Origin of the sequence: Rhodococcus shunpengi, from assembly GCF_048381395.1 — a bacterium.
GTDB lineage: Bacteria > Actinomycetota > Actinomycetes > Mycobacteriales > Mycobacteriaceae > Rhodococcus.
Map to the genome: position 1 here is coordinate 649,909 of NZ_JBLWIU010000012.1, position 16,301 is coordinate 666,209.

Sequence of the window (16,301 nt, forward strand, 5' to 3'; positions counted from 1 at the left end):
GGAATTGCGCGCTCTGATGACCACTTCGCGCTCTGATTCCTGGCCGTCGGTCAGCTCCGCGAGTCTGTGGAGACGGCGGCGGGCACCGGCTCGGACGAGGCGTCCGCCGAGCGTGCCGGGCGCAGCGCGAACAGTGCCACCGCGGCGAGCACGACCACTCCGGCCACTCCGAAGTAGAGCTGTTCGGGCGTCCATCCCGCATCGAGGAGCACACCGGCCGCGGTCGGTGCGAGGATGGCACCCGCTCGGCCGATACCGATGGCGGAACCGACGCCGGTGGCCCGCACCTGCGGTCCGTAGAGGGACGGCGCGAGGGTGTACAGACCGGCGATGCACCCGTTGATGAGTCCGCCGATCAGGATGCCGAGCGCGAACGCCAGCATCAGGGTCGAGATCGACATGATGAAGACGGTCATGGTCGCGGCGGCGGCGATGGTGAAGGTGAGCAGGACCGATCGGGTGGCCCATCGGCTGGCGAACACTCCGAAGAGCACCGACCCGACGGTGCCGCCGAGGGTGAGCATCATGCCCGCCGTGGCGCTCTGGTCTTTCGTGAGACCGGCGGTCTCGAGCAGCGACGGCGTCCACGAGTTGACGAAGTAGAAGCCGAACATGGTGGCGAAGAAAGCCGCCCAGAGCAGCACCGTCGAGCGGGTGTTGCTTCCGGAGAACAGGTCCGAGATCCGTCCTGCCCGCGGTGCCGCCTTGTCGCCGGAGCGGGTGAGCTCGGAGACGGGGCTCTGGCCGATGCGTCGCGCGATGCTGTTGACCCGGTCGAGATCGCCTGAACGTCCCCGGCTGGTGAGGAAATCGAGGGATTCGGGCAGCAGCACGACGAGGAGAGCGAGCACCAGGCCGGTGAGGACGGCGCCGGTGACGAAGACTGCGCGCCAACCGTATTCGCTCTGCAGACCGACGGCGGCCATACCACCGATCGTGGCACCCACGCCGTATCCGGCGGTGTAGATGCTGATGGCCAGCCCACGCCAGCGGGCCGACGAGTATTCGCTCGCGATGACGGTGGTGCAGGCGAGGACGCCGCCGATGCCGAGTCCGGTGATGACCCGCCAGATGCCGAGTTCCCACGCCGATCCGGCGCTCGCGGACAGGCCCATGCCGGCGGTGGCGAGCGCGACCGACATCAGGATCAGGGGCCGTCGGCCGATCCGGTCGGCCATCGGGGCGAGAGCGAGAGCACCGACGGCCATGCCGATCAGACCCGCGCTGAGCAGCACGCCGAGTTCCGATCCGCCGAGCCCGAAGTCGCTGCCGATGCTCTTGGCGGTGAACGCCAGGGCCATGACGTCGAACCCGTCGAGGATGTTCAGCACGACGCACAGGGCGACGACCATCCATTGGTAGGGATGCATCGGCGAGGCGTCGATGCGTGCGCGAAGATCCATCGTGTTTCCTCGTGGTGTGAAATGCGCGGTGGTCAGGGAAGGTCGAGCGTGACGACACCCGTCGTCGAACGGGACGACGCCGAATCGCGCACCACGCGTGACACGCAGGCGCACATCCGACGCGAGGAGCGCTTCTGCTCCTCGCTGAAGAAGACATCGCGGTGGTCGACGCGACCGTCGAGCGAGGCGACGGAGACCTCGCACAGGCCGCATTCGCCCTTGCGGCAGTCGAACATCATGTCGACACCGGCACGCCGGAGGGCGTCGAGCATCGATTCGTCGGAACCGACGGTGGTGGTGACATCGAGTTCGGGCACGGTGACCGTGAACTCCTCGGCGTCGAACCATCCACTGTTGCCGAAGGTCTCGTAGCGGAGATTCGGCATCGGCCGGTCGCGGTCGTGCCACCGGCGCCGCACGGCATCCATGAGGCGGATCGGACCGCACATGTACAGCTCGGTGCCGTGATCGACGCCGTCGACGAGCGCGACGACGTCCAATCCCGTTCCCTCGTCGTCGATGTGGACGTCGAGACGGTCGCCGTGGAGGGCTTCGAGTTCGGACAGGAAGGCCATCGCGGAGCGACTGCGACCGACATACACGAAGCGGTAGTCGGCACCGAGGCGGCGGAGCACGGCCCCCATCGCGCGGACCGCGGTGATGCCGATGCCACCGGCGAGCAGGACATATCGCGGTGCGCCGACCCGCAGCGGGAAGTTCTGGAGAGGTTCGGTGATCTCGAGTTCGTCGCCGGGGCGCAGCGAGTGCATGTACTCGGAACCACCGCGCGAGGTGGGGGAGCGGTGGACGCCGAGTATGAGGCGACCGTCCGGACCACCCGCGGCGAGGGAGTACGAACGCGTGTCGCCCGAGGGGAGACGCACGTCGATGTGGGCGCCGGGTTCGACGCGGTGGGCGGTGTCGGCCGCGAGGGTGATCTCGGCGATCGAATCGGCGGCCCGCTCGACACCCACGACTCGGGCCCGCTGCCAACGGATCTGGTTGTTGCTCATGTCAGTGGGCTCCCTCGGGAACGGCGGTGGCCGAGGTGAGGTTCCGCTCCGCTTCGACCATGCGCTGGATCAGGCGTCGCACCCACATGCCGCCGGCGTCGATGTTGAGGTTGTAGAACTCGTGATCCGGGTTCGCCTCGATGGCCTTCTGCTGCGCGGTGAGCATCGCCTCGTCCTCACCGAACACGCCGTGCACGCCGTCGCGCAGCTGCGTGGTGATGAGCTGGCTGTCGAGACGGTAGTTGCGCATGAACGCCCAGAAATACAGGGCAGTGCGCTCGTCGACGGGCGAGATGGTGTTCATGACGAAGCCGTTGACGCCCTGGCCGCGGTCGCCCTCGGGGGCACCGGTTCCGGCCTTGGCCACACCGACATCGATGCGGATCGTGGACGGTGCCTGGAACTCGATGATCTGCCAGCGGTCGACCTTGCCCTCGAAGCCGGGGAACTTGTCGCGCATGTTCTTCAGCCAGAACGGCGGTGCGTCGATGTCGTGCATCCAGCGGGTGACCGTGACGGTGCGGTCGTCGTGGGTGACGACGAAGTCGGACTCGCTCAGTTCGTCCTGGCCGATGGACGACGAGTGTACGAACTCCTCGTGGGTGAGGTCCATGAGGTTGTCGAGGACGAGCTGGTAGTTGGCCTGCACGTCGATCGTGCGTCCGTCGCCCGCCCAGTCGGGGGAGTCCATCTGGAACATGTCCGGGACGAGATCGGGATCGGCCTGCGTCGGATCGCCCGGCCAGACCCACACGAAACGGTGCCGCTCGACGACGGGATAGGACGCCACCATCGCGGACGGATTGATCGTCTGCTGGGCGGGCATGTGCGTGCAGCGACCTGCGGAGTTGTACTGCAGACCGTGGTAGGGGCACTGGATGCCCTCGCTACCGATGAGCTTGCCCATCGACAGCGGCGCCAGACGGTGCCAGCAGGCGTCGGTGAGGGCGACGGGACGGCCTTCTTCGGTGCGGTAGAGGGCCATCGGTTTGCCGGCGATGGTGCGGGCGAGGATCTCGCGTCGACCCACCTCGTGATCCCAGGCGACGACGTACCAAGCGTCGAGCGGGTAGGCCATGTTCTTCGCGGTCGCCCCGGTGGGGCCGAGATCGGTCATGTCGGATCCTCCGAACACTGAGGGTGAAATAACTATCTACATAGATAGTTGGTGAGCTGGGGCACAGACTATCTATCGATATAGTTATTCGCAAGGGTGGAATACTCGCCCGGGGAAAGGGGGTGGTCCATGAGCCTGCGATACGCGCTGCTCGCATTGCTCACCGCCGAGCCTCTGACCGGCTACGACGCGGCGAAACGGTTCGGCGGGTCGGTCGGGCACGTCTGGCATGCGCCCGACTCGCAGATCTACCCCGAACTACGCCGGATGGAGCGCGAGGGCCTCGTCGAGGGCGAACAGGTGCGCTGGGGTCCCAACAGCACCAAGACCCGGTACTCGATCACCGAGGAGGGCATCCGGGCCTTCCGCGAGTGGATGTCCACTCCGCTGGACTACGCCCCGGTGCGCGACGCCGCCCACATGCGCGCGGCCTACTTCGAATGGGCCGACCCGCGCAGTGCTCGCGAGTGCCTGCAACGGCACATCGACCACTACACCGAACAGATCGCCCAGTGGACCACGGTGCGCGACGCGATCCTCGACCTCAGCAACGCGACCATCGCGAGACGCGTGCAGAAGTATCCGGCCGAGGACCACGAGCGGATCATCGCGTTCAAGGCGTTCGCGTACGACGGTCTCATCGGACGGGGCGAGGCCGAGATCGCGTGGGCACGCCAGGGCCTCGAACTCCTCGACAAGCTGTCGCCGCGTAACTGAGTCGCCCGGGGCCGCAGCGACGCGCGAACTGGTCGGCGGAGCGCGGAATTCGGAAGTTGTCAACCTGTCTGAGGCAGAACAGGTGTGTTGATTCCCGTCGGTTGCGGTAACGCCGGCGCTGCCGGTCGACGACGGAACCGCTGCGGATACTTTTCGTGGATCCGGTCGAGACGCTCCTGCCGACGTCGGTGTTCCTCGGCGGCACTGCCGAGGAANACACCGACACCGGCGTATAACGTCCCAGCCCGCCGTGCCGGTGCTCGAGCGCATACCGGTTCATGAAGTCCTCGGTCCACCGCCGAGCATGATCGATATCATCGAAACGATCCGGACAGGTCAGGTCGTACTTGATGGTCTTGAACAGAGACTCCGAGAACGGATTGTCGTCACTGACCCGCGGACGAGAGAACGACGACACGACCCCCGCCCCGGCGAGGGCATCGAGCAACAACCCCGACCGCATCGATGCCCCGTTGTCGGCGTGCAGCACGCCCGGCGCCCCGAACGCGGTGAACGCTTCGGTGAACATTTCCACCGCTTTTGCCTTGTCCTCGTGGTACTCGATACGCCACGCCACCGGAAACCGTGAGGACACATCGATCGCCAGATACAACCGAAACAGGTCCTGCGTGCGGGGCCCCTTGAGCGTGGTGATGTCCCACGACCACAGGTCCCCGACGTCGAGGGCCTCGACGACCGGTGTGCGCCGCGACGTCGACGGTCCTCCGGTGCGGCTGCGGCGCCGGTCCCCGGTGAGCTTCTCGGCCCGGGCCACCCGATAGAATGTGACCTCCGAGCAGTCCACCAATCCGTCGTCGAATGAACGCCAATAGATTTGACACACAGACTGATCCGCGTTCTCCTCGGCGAGGATCAACGCGATGATGGTGTCCTTTTCGGCTGGCGACAGCGCCGCGGGTTGCTGCCGCTGTCGCTGCGGGATCGGATCGGTGACCGGCTGATAGTGCCGGTAGTGGTGGGCCCGCCGGTAGTAGCTCGACCGAGCGATTCCCACGAGCGCGCACCCCCGGGTGACGGACGTTCCCGCCTCGGTCAATTCGGTGACGATGTCGGTCAGGACAATGCTCTGCGCTCGAGCCACAGCGCGTACTCGCGTGCGCTCATCAATGCCGGCGGGATCTCGGTGGTCTCGTCGGTCGAGGTCTTGTGGATCCCCTGCAAGAGCTCGAATGCTTTTCCCAGGATCTCCACGGCGGCGTCGCTCTGGGCGACCTTGTCGCGGAGGCGTTCGTTTTCGCGGCGGAGTTTGGCAAGCTCCGCGCGGTCTCGACTATCCAATCGGTCCCTCGCTTTGTCTGCTGCTTCGACCATCGACTTCTGCAAGTGTCCCTCATCGCGGGCCTGCAGCCAGCGGCGGACGGTGCCTTCGGCGAGATTGTTCTCGCGCAGCAGTCGGGTCTTGGCTCCGCGTTCGACGCAGGTGTCCCATCGGCGCAAGAACTCGATTTTGTAGGCCATGGAGAATGCGCGGTGGCCTTGTCGGGTTCGTCCTACGGGGAGGGTGATGAGGTCGGACATCTGTTACTCCGATCCCCGCGTTGGTTGTCAGGATGTCTCACGACCATCCTGACAACCAACGAATTGCGCGCACCGATGACCGTTTCGCGCTCCGACGTCGGTGGTCTGATCACGGCGTGCTGTCCGTCGGCGGCACGATCGAATGCGCGAGCGCCCGCATGAGGAACTCGAGTTCGGGATTGGGTGTCGCGTTGCTCCGCACCACCCCGCACACCGGCACCTGCAGCCGGTGGTGGATCTCGCGCATGAACTTCAGTCCCTTGCGGGGTGTGTCGGCCGCGGTGCCGGCGTAGAGCACGGTCCACGCCCTCGGGTTGGTGAGCACCTCGAGAGTCGCGGTGTGGTCGCTCGCGATCGGAGGCCCGAGGCGCACGCGACGACCGACCTCGACGAAGGCGTCCTCGACCACGCGGTGCAACAACACCTGGTTGCCGCGCGGCGGCAGCAGCAGCGGGTAGTGGGCGAGGTCGCCGAGATCGACGGTGGAGAACGCCGACAGCGGGTGCTCGCTCGACGTGACGATGACGAGCTCTTCGATGCCGAGACGGATCGCCTCGAGCCCCGGGCGGTCGACGTCGCCGCGGATGAGCGCGAGATCGGCATCCCCGGACGCGACGGCGTTGACGCGGTCGGTGAAGTCCTTGATGACGAACTCCACGTCGATCTTGGGGTGACGCTCGCGGACGCTGGAGATGGCATCGAGGCTCTGCGACGCGAAGCTCATGTTCGCCGTGATGCGGATGCTCTCCCGCGGTTCGTGGCCCACTTCCAGGGCCTTCGCCTCGAGGCTGAGCACTTCGGCGGCGATCGGCATCAGGCGTTGGCCGGCCGAGGTGAGCTTGACCGAACGGGTGGTGCGGTCGAACAGGGTGGTGCCCAGTTCGTGCTCGAGCTTCGCGATCTGATGGCTGATCGCCGACTGCGAGATGAAGCAGCGCTGGGCGGCACGGGAGAAGCTGCCCTCCTCGCCGACGGCGAAGAAGTAGCGCAACTGACGGAAATCCATGTCTCCTCCGGGGAACGTGCCATCTGCATTTATGAGCGAAACAGATAACAGTTTTTCGAATATCCCAGGTTAGTGGAGAACAAGGGTCCTTCGTACCTACCTTGGGAGTCATACATCAACGGAGATGACAAGTACGTGGAGGTTTACGGCAGCATGGACGATGCGGACACAGTGACCCTGGTCGATCGGACGGATGTAGTCATCGTGGGTTCCGGCTTCGGAGCATTGGCCACCGCCAAGAAGCTCGCCAAGGCCGGCACGCCCTTCGTTCTCATCTCGGAGACCACCGAGCATCTTTTCCAGCCTCTGCTCTACCAGGTTGCGACCGGTGTCCTCTCGCCCGGTGAGATCGCCCCCTCCGTGCGTGCGATCCTGGCCGAGTACCCCAATGCCGACGTCCGCCTGGGCCGCGTCGTCGACGTGCTCCCCGAGGAGAACACGGTCGTCTACGAGGCCGGCGGCCAGCGTCTCCGCCTCGGCTTCAAGTACCTCGTCGCCGCGACCGGCGCGCGCCAGGCGTATTTCGGACGCGACGAGTTCGCCGACCTGACGTACGCGCTGAAGACGGTCGAGGACGCCGAGAAGCTGCGTCGCCAGATCGTGCGGTGCTTCGAGGAAGCACACGTCACCACCGATGCGGAGCGTCGGAAGAATCTGCTCAGCTTCATCGTCGTGGGTGCCGGCCCGACGGGCGTCGAGCTCGCGGGACAGATCAAGGAACTCGCGCAGCGCTACTTCGCCGAGAACATCGGCAACATCCGCGCCGACGACGTCACCGTCACGCTCGTCGAGGGCGCCGACAAGGTGCTGCCCCCGTTCGGCGGCAAGCTCAGCGAGTACTCCAAGGAGTCGCTCGAGAAGAGCGGCGTCGACGTCGTCCTCGGGACGATGGTCACCGACATCGACGAGCACGGTGCCATGCTCACCACGCCCACGACCGAGGAGACCCGCCGCCTCACCGCGGAGACCATCATCTGGTCGGCCGGAATCCAGGCCAACGACTTCGCCGACGTGCTCGCCGAGCGCACCGGCTGCGAGACGGTCCGCGGCGGACGCCTGCTCGTCGACCCCGACTTCACCGTCGGCCGCAGCGACAACATCTTCGCCATCGGCGACATGGTCACCCTCGACAACCTGCCGGCGCAGTCGCCGTTCGCCATGCAGGGTGGCCGCCACGTCGCGAAGATGATCACCGGCAAGGTCGCGATGGGCACCCCGTTCCAGTACAAGGACAAGGGCAGCATGGCGATCATCAACCGGTTCCGCGCCATCACGCGGGTCGGGAAGATCGAGCTCACCGGCTTCATCGCCTGGGTGCTGTGGCTCGCCGTCCACCTCGTCTACCTGGTCGGATTCCGCAACCGGTACATCGCGGTCATGTCCTGGTGCGGTTCCTTCCTCGGACACCGTCGCCCGCACTTCTACTACGCGCAGGACACCGTCCCGGTGCCCGCTGTGGAGAAGGAGTCGGCAGCGAAGGACGAGCCGGAGAGCGACAAGGAACCCGTGCGGACGTCCGCATAACTACAGACCCCCGAAAGGCTCCGACCGCCCGGTCGGGGCCTTTCGTCGTTCGCGCGCCGAACCGGGATCGACGCGGCGTGTTGCGGTAGCGAGTCCCGATTCACCGCGCGCACTGCCGCGACCGGCGGGTGAAAGTCGGGGTGATTTCCGGGATGTCCTGCAAGCCAGAGACGTTCGAGTGGTGTAGATCCGCCGACCTGCGGCTAGCGTGTGCAGCGCATCCCGAGGAGTGACCCATGAACGATGACAGCGGCCCCCGCGTCGCGACGACACGCGTCGGCTGCGATGTCGTCACCGTCCGCGACATCGCGTCGAGCATCGACCGGTTCGGCGACCGCTACCTGCAGCGCGTGTTCACCCCGCACGAGCTGGAGATGTGCACCGGATCGGATCGCGCCCAACGCCTCGCGGCACGCTTCGCCGCGAAGGAGGCCGTCATGAAGGTCCTGCGTCCGCGTGAGCACGCAGTTCCCTGGCGGGCCATCGAGATCCGCCGCGCGGACTGGGGCGGATGCACGGTCGTACTGGCCGGTAACGCGGCCACCCTGGCACGAGATGAACAGGTGACCGACATTCAGGTCTCGATTTCCCACGAGCTCGAATACGCCATCGCGACGGTCGTGGCGACCCGCGTCGACGAAGCAGAAACTGGAGAACATCCATGACGGAGCAGGTGATCCGCAAGGTCCTCGGCGAGCACGCGAAGCTGTCGGTCGACAGCACGGCGCTCGATCCCGCCGCCGACCTCTACGAGCTCGGCCTGACATCGCATGCCAGCGTGAACGTGATGCTCGCCCTCGAGGACGCCTTCGACGTCGAATTCCCCGACGAACTGCTGCGCAAGAGCACCTTCGCGAGCGTCGGCGCCATCAGGTCGGCGTTGATGGAACTGGGCGTCGCGTGACATCCACGTCCGCGCCCCTCACCGTCGCGGAGCATGCCGGGCTGTCGCTGCTCGCCCGTGCCGAACTCGTCGGACGCGAGAGCGCCGGCCCCGCGGCCGCCGAGGTGGATCGTGAGGGACGCTTTCCGCACGAGGCCGTCGACGCGCTGCGCACCCACAAGCTGCTGAACTGTGCCGTCCCCGTCGATCAGGGCGGGGAGGGAGCGTCCCTCGGTGAGCTGTGCGCCGTCGCCCGCATCCTCGGCCGGTACTGCGCCTCCACCGCGATGATCTTCGCGATGCACCAGACGCAGATCCTGTCGCTGGTGCACCACTCCACCCCGGGTGTGGCGGTCTTCGTCGCCGAAGCGGTGGCGAACGACTACCTGATCGCTTCGGCGACCACCGAACTCGGCACCGGCGGCGACGTGCGCAGCAGCGTCTGCGCCGTGGCCCGCGACGGCGACACCGTCACTCTGACGAAGAACGCACCGGTCATCTCGTACGGCGAATACGCCGACGCGATCCTGGTGACCGCGCGTCGCACCGCCGACAGCCCGCCCAGCGACCAGGTGCTCGTCGTATGCCGACGCGACGACGTGAACCTCGAACCCACCGGCAGCTGGGACACCCTCGGACTCCGCGGCACCTGCAGTCCCGGATTCGTCCTCACTGCCACGACGTCCGCCGATCTCGTCGTCGGCACGGCCTACGCCGAGATCTCGTCGCGCACCATGCTTCCCGTCTCGCACAGTGTGTGGTCGGCGGTGTGGCTCGGAATCGCCGACGCGGCGATGGAGAAGGCCCGCTCGTTCGTGCGGTCGGCGGCCCGCCGCAGCCCGGGGGTCACCCCGCCCGGTGCGCTGCGACTCGCCGAAGCAGCCGCCGTGCACCAGCAGTTCTCCGACCTCGTCGCCGGGTCCGCCGCCCGGTTCGACGCAGCCGCGTCGGCGCAGGAGGAATCGATGTCGGGCATGGGTTTCTCGCTCGCCATGAACAACCTCAAGGTCACTGCGTCCACGCTCGTCGTGGATCTGGTGAACCGCGCGATGCTCATCTGCGGGATCGCCGGATACCGCGAGGATTCGCAGTACTCGCTCGGCCGCCACCTGCGCGACGCGCACGGCGCCGCCGTGATGGTCAACAACGACCGCATCATGAACAACTCGGCCCAGTTGTCGATCGCCTACCGGGGGACGCTGTGACAAGTACAGCCATTACCAGCGCCGCAAGCGACGAGCTGTCCGAGCTCGAGCGCGCCCGCCTCGACTTCCAGCAGCAGCTACTCGAGGCCGAACTGCTCGTGGAGACCGGTGTTCCCGGCCTCTACGGACGCTCGGGTGTCTTCGAGGACATCGTCGACGGCATCGACCGCGTGGTGGTCGCGGCGGGTCCGGGCCGGGCGGCCACGCGCCTACGTTTCCCTCCGGTCTTTCCGCGGACGAGCTTCGAGCGCACCGACTACATCGCCTCCTTCCCGCACCTGACCGGAGCGGTGAACACCTTCGCGGGCAGCAACGCCGAGCACGCCGAACTGCTCGCCGCGCGGTCGCGGGGAGAGGCGTGGGATCCGTGGCTCGAACCCGCCGACACCGTGCTCGTCTCCGCCGCATGTCATCCCGCTTACTCGCGGTACACCGGCACGCTGCGCGAGGGTGGCGAACTGCTCGACGTCCTCGGTTACTGCTTCCGGCACGAACCGGCCGTCGACCCCGCTCGCATGCAGGCCTTCCGCATGCACGAGTTCGTGCGCATCGGCACCGAGAACGATGCTGCGCAGCATCGTGATTCCTGGGTGGAGCGAGGACTCGAGGTGCTCGGCTCTCTGGGTCTCGACGCGACCGCCGTGCCCGCCAACGACCCCTTCTTCGGACGGGCCGGGCGCATGCTGGCCGTCAACCAGCGCACCGAGAACCTCAAGACCGAGCTGACCGTCCGGCTCTACGGCGACCTCGACGACGGCACCGCCGTGGTCTCGTGCAACTGCCATCGCGAGCACTTCGGCGAGACCTTCGAGATCCGCACCGCCGACGGCGAAGTCGCGCACAGCGCGTGCGTCGGATTCGGCATGGAGCGGATCGCCCTGGGACTGCTGCGGACCCACGGGCTCGACGTCGACCGCTGGCCCGCTTCGGTACGCGACAGGCTGTTCCCGTGAGCGATCGGCTCATCGACGTCCGCGTCGACGGGTACTCACCGCACTTCGTGCACGCTGCCGACCGGATCTGGACCGAGACCAACTGCTATGTCGACCTGTGGGTCGAGGTGCTGCATTCGCTCGGCCACGATCCGGTCCCCGCGGCCGCGTGCGCGTTCTCGGCCCGGTTCGACGGCGCCCAGTGGACCTTCCTCAAGTTCCGTCCCGAGGACCTGTTGGCGCTGTACGGGATCGACGTCGCGGAGATGAACGTCTGGCGCCGTCCGGTGGATCACCTCGAGGACAACGCCGCCGCCGGTATGTTGTCGACGATCGAGGTGGACGCCTTCTGGCTGCCCGACACCGAGGGCACCGGATACCGGGAGAGTCGTTCGAAGACGACGATCGTGCCCAACGTCATCGACCGCGACACCGAGACGCTCGAGTACTTCCACAACAGCGGCTATCACGTCCTCACCGGTGAGGACTTCCGCGGAGTGTTCGGCCTCGACGAACCGGTGCCCACCTGGCCTCCCTATCTCGAACAGGTGCGCCTCGACGCGGCCCAACCGCAGCGTGATGCCTTCGACACGGTGGTGCTCCGTCACCTACGCATGCGTGCCGGCTCGAATCCGGTGCGCGAACTCGGGAAGCGGGTGCTCGCCGACATCGACTCGATCCGCACCGGCGGGATGGACGTCTTCCATCCGTGGACGTTCGGGGTGCTCCGCCAGTGCGGTGCCACGGCCGAACTCGCCGCGGACGTGAGCGTCTACATGGACGGTCGCGGATATCCCGGTGCGGCCGCCGCAGCCGACGGATTCCGCGCGGTCGCCGAGGGTGCCAAGAGCGTGCAGTTCCGGATGGCGCGTGCGGCACGCGGCCGCAGCGTCGATCCCGGCGACCAGTTGACGGCGATGGCCGACGCCTGGGAGGACGCCGTGGCGACCGTCGTCCGCGCCACCGGGGTGCGGTGACGGGACTCGACTCGTATGGATCTCCTGCACGATGCGCGATGGCGTTGTCTCCGTATCGCTCCCGGGTCGGTCGAGCATCCCGGCGACCTTCCGGAGGACGGTTGTTGGTTGCCGGTCCGCATACCCGGGACGGCGGCAGGCGCGATTCGGGAGACCGACGGAGTCGCGGCGGCCCGGGCGTCGTCACCCGACAGCGACGACTGGTGGTTCGTCACCGACGTCGAGGTGTCCGGCGACGGACCGTGGCATCTGACCTTCGACGGGCTCGCGACCCTCGCGGAGGTATGGGTCGACGGCACATGCGTCGCGACGTCGGAATCGATGTTCGCGCCGCTGACCGTCGTCCTCGACCGCCTGCCGTCGACGACGCGGATCGCGATCCGATGTGCCTCGCTCGAGGCTGCACTCCGCAAGCGTCGGCCGCGCGGACGGTGGCGCTCGTCGCTCGTACCGGCCCAGGGATTGCGGTGGTTCCGCACCACGATGCTCGGGCGCGCCCCGGTCTACGCGGGAGCTCCGGCACCGGTCGGACCGTGGCGCCCTGTTCGTCTCGTCGATTCCGGCGAACCCGTCGTGCTGGAACGCGGGATACGAACGCGTCTATGCGGATCCGACGGGATCGTCGACGTCGATCTCGTGCTGGCAGGAGCCGTCGTCTCCGAGGTCGCTGTGGAGATCGGCGGGGCGGCGGCGCACACCCGGCCCGAATACGGGTCCGACGGGACAGCGCGCGTGCGGATGCAGGTGACGCTTCCCGAGGTGCAGCGGTGGTGGCCGCACACCTACGGCGACCCGAACCTGTACGCGGCACACATCCTCTTGGACGGGCATCGGATGGAACCGGGCACTATCGGTTTCCGATCGGTGGAACAGATTTCGGGCGACGGATTCGGCCTGCGGATCAACGACGTCGACGTCTTCTGCCGCGGACTGGTGTGGACACCGACCGACCCGATCACCTTGAACGACTCGGCCGGAACCCGGCGCATCCTCGAACGCTGCGTGTCGGCGGGCGTGGACACGATCCGCATCCCCGGCACGATGATCTACGAGGACGACGAGTTCTACTCGGCGTGTGCCGAACTGGGCATCATGGTGTGGCAGGACGTCATGCTCGCCACCACCGATCCACCCGACGACCCGCACTTCCGCTCGCTGCTCGAGGACGAGGTCCGTGCACTGGCGCGCCGATGGGGCGGAAACCCGGCACCCGTCGTGATGTGCGGAGGCAGCGAGACCGAGCAGCAACCGGCCATGCTCGGTCTGACGGAGACATCCACCCCGGCACTCGACGACTGGTTGCCTGCGATCGTCGACCGTGAGCTACCGGGCACGGTGTGGGTGTCGTCGTCACCGTCCGCACCCCCGGGTAGCGACGCACTGCCGATCGCGGTGGGTTCGGGTGTGGCGCACTACTTCGGTGTCGGGGGTTACCGTCGTCCTCTCGCCGATGTGCGCGCTGCCGGCGTGCGCTTCGCCGCCGAATGCCTCGCTTTCTCGATTCCACCCTCCGACACGGCGATCGAGACCGCGTTCGGCAGTGTGAATGTCGCCGGTCACCATCCGCGGTGGAAGTCGGCTGTGCCGCGCGACAACGGCGCGTCGTGGGACTTCGAGGACGTACGAGACCACTATGTGCGCACGCTCTTCGGGGTCGACCCCGCCGAGGTGCGGTGGTCCGACCCCGCGCGGTATCTCGCGCTCGGGCGGGCGGCGATCTGCGAAGCGTTCACCGAGGTGCTGCAGTACTGGCGACGGTCCGGATCAGGATGTCGCGGTGCCCTGATCCTGTCCGCCCGCGACCTGCAGCCGGGTGCCGGATGGGGCGTGCTCGACGCCGACGGGAACCCGAAGGCTCCGTGGTGGGTGCTGGCCCGGGTGTTCGCGCCCGTCACCGTCCTCCTCACCGACGACGGCCTCGACGGCCTGCGTGTGGACGCCATCAACGACACCGCCGACGTTCTCGACGTCACGCTGCAGTTGCAGGCCCACACCCCCTCGGGTGCGGTACCGGTGGACGTGTCCGTGCCGCTGCATCTCGCCCCGCACGAGACCCGGGTGACCTCGTGGGCATCGGTGACGGGCGGTTTCACCGATGTCAATTTTGCGTATCGATTCGGGCCGCGCACTTTCGACGCGGCGACCGCCCGGTTGGTGGATCACGCCGGTGCGGTGCTGGCGGAGTCGGTGCATCTCGTGGGTGGTCCGGCACGGCCCGTCGAGCGCGGAATCGGTCTCACGGCGACCGCTCGACCCGTCCCCGATGGGTGGAGCGTGGAGGTGCGGACCGAGGGTGCGGCGCAGTACGTGCACCTCGACGTCACCGGCGGTGACCTGCAGGATTCCTGGTTCCACCTGCCTCCCGGAGGTTCTCGCACGATCACCGTGCGGGCCTGTGATCCGGCCGCGACGCCGATCGGTCGGGTGGGGGCATTGAACTCGGCCACGAGCGTGCCGATCCGGGTGCTTCCCGCCTCCGACGGCCACGAGGTCGAGGGGTAGCTTCCCGAGGCTCCCGGCGGGGCGGTGTGTGGCGCGCCGAAATCGACAGGTGCATATCGGGCATCGACGGGGTATATGTATCTCCCAAGGGGTCGCTCACCCGATTTGCACCTTCTGTACGGTGCCGGTGGCACCTCTCCCCGCCTTCCGAGAGGAGATCGACATGGCGATCCGCTCCACGTCGCAGATGGGTGCCTCGCGCACCGCTTCGTCCACTCGCCGTCCTGCCCGGACAGAGCAGGACGGACCGTCCTTCACCGAGGTCATCCACTCGCAGCTGTTCTCGAACTACCAGGTGCCTCGCGGACAGGTACAGCGCAGCGCCTGACCGAGAGACTCTCCGGCCTGACATCGTGCCTGCCGGAGTGCCCGCGCGCAGCGTTCAGGACATCTGCGCGTGCGGCACACTGTCGGCATGAGTGAAGCCACGACGAGTCAGAGCACCCGCATCGTTCTTGCGTCGCGTCCGGAGGGGGCGCCCACTGCCGACAACTTCCGTTTCGAGACGGTGGATCTGCCGGAGGTCGGCGACGGCCAGATCCACCTGCGCGTCGTCTACCTGTCCCTCGACCCGTACATGCGCGGTCGGATGAGCACCGCGAAGTCGTATGCCGCGCACGTCGAACTCGGGGACGTGATGGTCGCCGGAACGGTGGGCCAGGTCGTCGAATCGCGGTACGACGGTCTCGAGCCGGGCGACTACGTCCTGGCCGGAGCCGGCTGGCAGTCGCACGCCGTCCTCGACGGCTCCACCGTACGCAAGCTCGATCCGCAGGCCGCGCCGATCTCCACCGCGGTGGGCGTGCTCGGAATGCCCGGATTCACAGCCTATTCCGGGCTCCTGAAGATCGGACAGCCCAAGGAGGGAGAGACCGTCGTCGTCGCTGCCGCCACCGGGCCGGTGGGATCGGCCGTGGGGCAGATCGCGAAGCTGAAGGGCGCCCGCGCGGTCGGCATCGCCGGCGGACCGGAGAAGTGCCGCGCACTGATCGAGGAGTTCGGTTTCGACGCGGCGATCGACCACCGCGACCCGAACTTCCCCGACCAGCTGGCGGAGGCGGTGCCCGACGGCATCGACGTGTACTTCGAGAACGTCGGCGGTCCCGTCCAGGAAGCGGTGTGGCCGTTGCTCAACACCTATGCGCGGATCCCGGTGTGCGGGCTGGTCGCGCAGTACAACGGTGCGGATCTGAACCGCACGGACCGTCTTCCGGGACTGTTCAATTCGATCCTCACCAAGAGCCTCACGATCCGCGGTTTCATCCAGAGCGAGTTCGTGAAGGAGATGTACGGCGACTTCCTGCGTGAGGCCTCGGCATGGGTCCGCGACGGAAAGCTCGCGTACCGCGAGGACATCGTCGACGGACTCGAGAACGCCCCGGAGGCGTTCATCGGCATGCTCGAAGGAAAGAACTTCGGCAAGATGCTCGTGCGGGTCGCGCCGGAGTGACGGACACCGGTCCGCCCTCCGGCGCCGGCCGCG

General features: G+C 67.2%; 16 protein-coding genes. 10 read left to right on the plus strand and 6 right to left on the minus strand.

The genetic code is table 11. The annotated features are described in order from the left end of the window. Positions 1-50: 50 nt before the first annotated feature. From ACNJ7K_RS08265 to ACNJ7K_RS08275, 3 genes are read right to left on the minus strand one after another with little or no spacing between them, the layout of a single operon-like run. The gene (locus ACNJ7K_RS08265; protein WP_120280738.1) at positions 51-1,403 is read right to left on the minus strand and encodes an MFS transporter; all 1,353 of its coding nucleotides are present in this window, start codon (positions 1,401-1,403) and stop codon (positions 51-53) included. Positions 1,404-1,435: 32 nt separating this feature from the next. Then, positions 1,436-2,416, minus strand: coding sequence for a PDR/VanB family oxidoreductase (locus ACNJ7K_RS08270; RefSeq protein ID WP_487041464.1), 981 nt, complete (start codon positions 2,414-2,416; stop codon positions 1,436-1,438). Position 2,417: 1 nt separating this feature from the next. After that, positions 2,418-3,533, minus strand: a complete 1,116-nt coding sequence (locus ACNJ7K_RS08275) for an aromatic ring-hydroxylating dioxygenase subunit alpha (protein ID WP_487041465.1) — start codon at positions 3,531-3,533, stop codon at positions 2,418-2,420. 129 nt (positions 3,534-3,662) lie between these two features. Between ACNJ7K_RS08275 and ACNJ7K_RS08280 the strand changes: the two genes are divergently transcribed. After that, the gene (locus ACNJ7K_RS08280) at positions 3,663-4,250 is read left to right on the plus strand and encodes a PadR family transcriptional regulator (protein ID WP_120280735.1); all 588 of its coding nucleotides are present in this window, start codon (positions 3,663-3,665) and stop codon (positions 4,248-4,250) included. Here the strand turns inward: ACNJ7K_RS08280 and ACNJ7K_RS08285 are convergent. The 3 genes from ACNJ7K_RS08285 to ACNJ7K_RS08295 all read right to left on the minus strand — a co-directional run bounded on the left by ACNJ7K_RS08285 (position 4,171) and on the right by ACNJ7K_RS08295 (position 6,795). Next, complete coding sequence (locus ACNJ7K_RS08285) at positions 4,171-5,352, minus strand: transposase (protein WP_487041466.1); 1,182 nt, start codon at positions 5,350-5,352, stop codon at positions 4,171-4,173. The genes ACNJ7K_RS08280 and ACNJ7K_RS08285 overlap by 80 nt on opposite strands. Beyond that, positions 5,325-5,789, minus strand: a complete 465-nt coding sequence (locus tag ACNJ7K_RS08290) for a hypothetical protein (protein ID WP_230793011.1) — start codon at positions 5,787-5,789, stop codon at positions 5,325-5,327. Before ACNJ7K_RS08290 ends, ACNJ7K_RS08285 begins: the two co-directional genes overlap by 28 nt. A 109-nt stretch (positions 5,790-5,898) precedes the next feature. After that, on the minus strand, positions 5,899-6,795 hold the full coding sequence (locus ACNJ7K_RS08295; protein WP_159417273.1) for a LysR family transcriptional regulator: 897 nt from the start codon (positions 6,793-6,795) through the stop codon (positions 5,899-5,901). Positions 6,796-6,948: 153 nt separating this feature from the next. On the opposite strand from ACNJ7K_RS08295, the gene ACNJ7K_RS08300 reads away from it, so the two are divergent. The 9 genes from ACNJ7K_RS08300 to ACNJ7K_RS08340 all read left to right on the plus strand — a co-directional run bounded on the left by ACNJ7K_RS08300 (position 6,949) and on the right by ACNJ7K_RS08340 (position 16,268). Next, a complete protein-coding gene (locus ACNJ7K_RS08300) occupies positions 6,949-8,319 on the plus strand; it encodes an NAD(P)/FAD-dependent oxidoreductase (RefSeq protein WP_159417274.1) in 1,371 nt (456 codons plus the stop codon). A gap of 236 nt (positions 8,320-8,555) precedes the next feature. Next, a complete protein-coding gene (gene acpS / locus ACNJ7K_RS08305; protein WP_268654813.1) occupies positions 8,556-8,984 on the plus strand; it encodes a holo-ACP synthase in 429 nt (142 codons plus the stop codon). Continuing rightward, a complete protein-coding gene (locus ACNJ7K_RS08310; protein ID WP_268654812.1) occupies positions 8,981-9,223 on the plus strand; it encodes an acyl carrier protein in 243 nt (80 codons plus the stop codon). Before acpS ends, ACNJ7K_RS08310 begins: the two co-directional genes overlap by 4 nt. Then, positions 9,220-10,407, plus strand: a complete 1,188-nt coding sequence (locus ACNJ7K_RS08315) for an acyl-CoA dehydrogenase family protein (protein WP_268654811.1) — start codon at positions 9,220-9,222, stop codon at positions 10,405-10,407. The genes ACNJ7K_RS08310 and ACNJ7K_RS08315 overlap by 4 nt, the downstream gene beginning before the upstream one ends. Beyond that, the gene (locus tag ACNJ7K_RS08320; protein ID WP_268654810.1) at positions 10,404-11,360 is read left to right on the plus strand and encodes an amino acid--[acyl-carrier-protein] ligase; all 957 of its coding nucleotides are present in this window, start codon (positions 10,404-10,406) and stop codon (positions 11,358-11,360) included. Before ACNJ7K_RS08315 ends, ACNJ7K_RS08320 begins: the two co-directional genes overlap by 4 nt. Then, the gene (locus ACNJ7K_RS08325) at positions 11,357-12,316 is read left to right on the plus strand and encodes a DUF1839 family protein (protein ID WP_268654809.1); all 960 of its coding nucleotides are present in this window, start codon (positions 11,357-11,359) and stop codon (positions 12,314-12,316) included. Before ACNJ7K_RS08320 ends, ACNJ7K_RS08325 begins: the two co-directional genes overlap by 4 nt. A 15-nt stretch (positions 12,317-12,331) precedes the next feature. Next, positions 12,332-14,818 (plus strand): glycoside hydrolase family 2 protein, encoded by a 2,487-nt coding sequence (locus ACNJ7K_RS08330; RefSeq protein ID WP_487041467.1) that lies wholly within the window; start codon positions 12,332-12,334, stop codon positions 14,816-14,818. Positions 14,819-14,981: 163 nt separating this feature from the next. Continuing rightward, the gene (locus ACNJ7K_RS08335) at positions 14,982-15,146 is read left to right on the plus strand and encodes a hypothetical protein (protein ID WP_174246970.1); all 165 of its coding nucleotides are present in this window, start codon (positions 14,982-14,984) and stop codon (positions 15,144-15,146) included. Between the two features lie 87 nt (positions 15,147-15,233). Next, positions 15,234-16,268 carry an NADP-dependent oxidoreductase gene (locus tag ACNJ7K_RS08340; RefSeq protein WP_159417276.1) on the plus strand — a complete coding sequence of 345 codons (1,035 nt, stop codon included), beginning with the start codon at positions 15,234-15,236 and terminating at the stop codon, positions 16,266-16,268. Positions 16,269-16,301 lie beyond the last annotated feature (33 nt).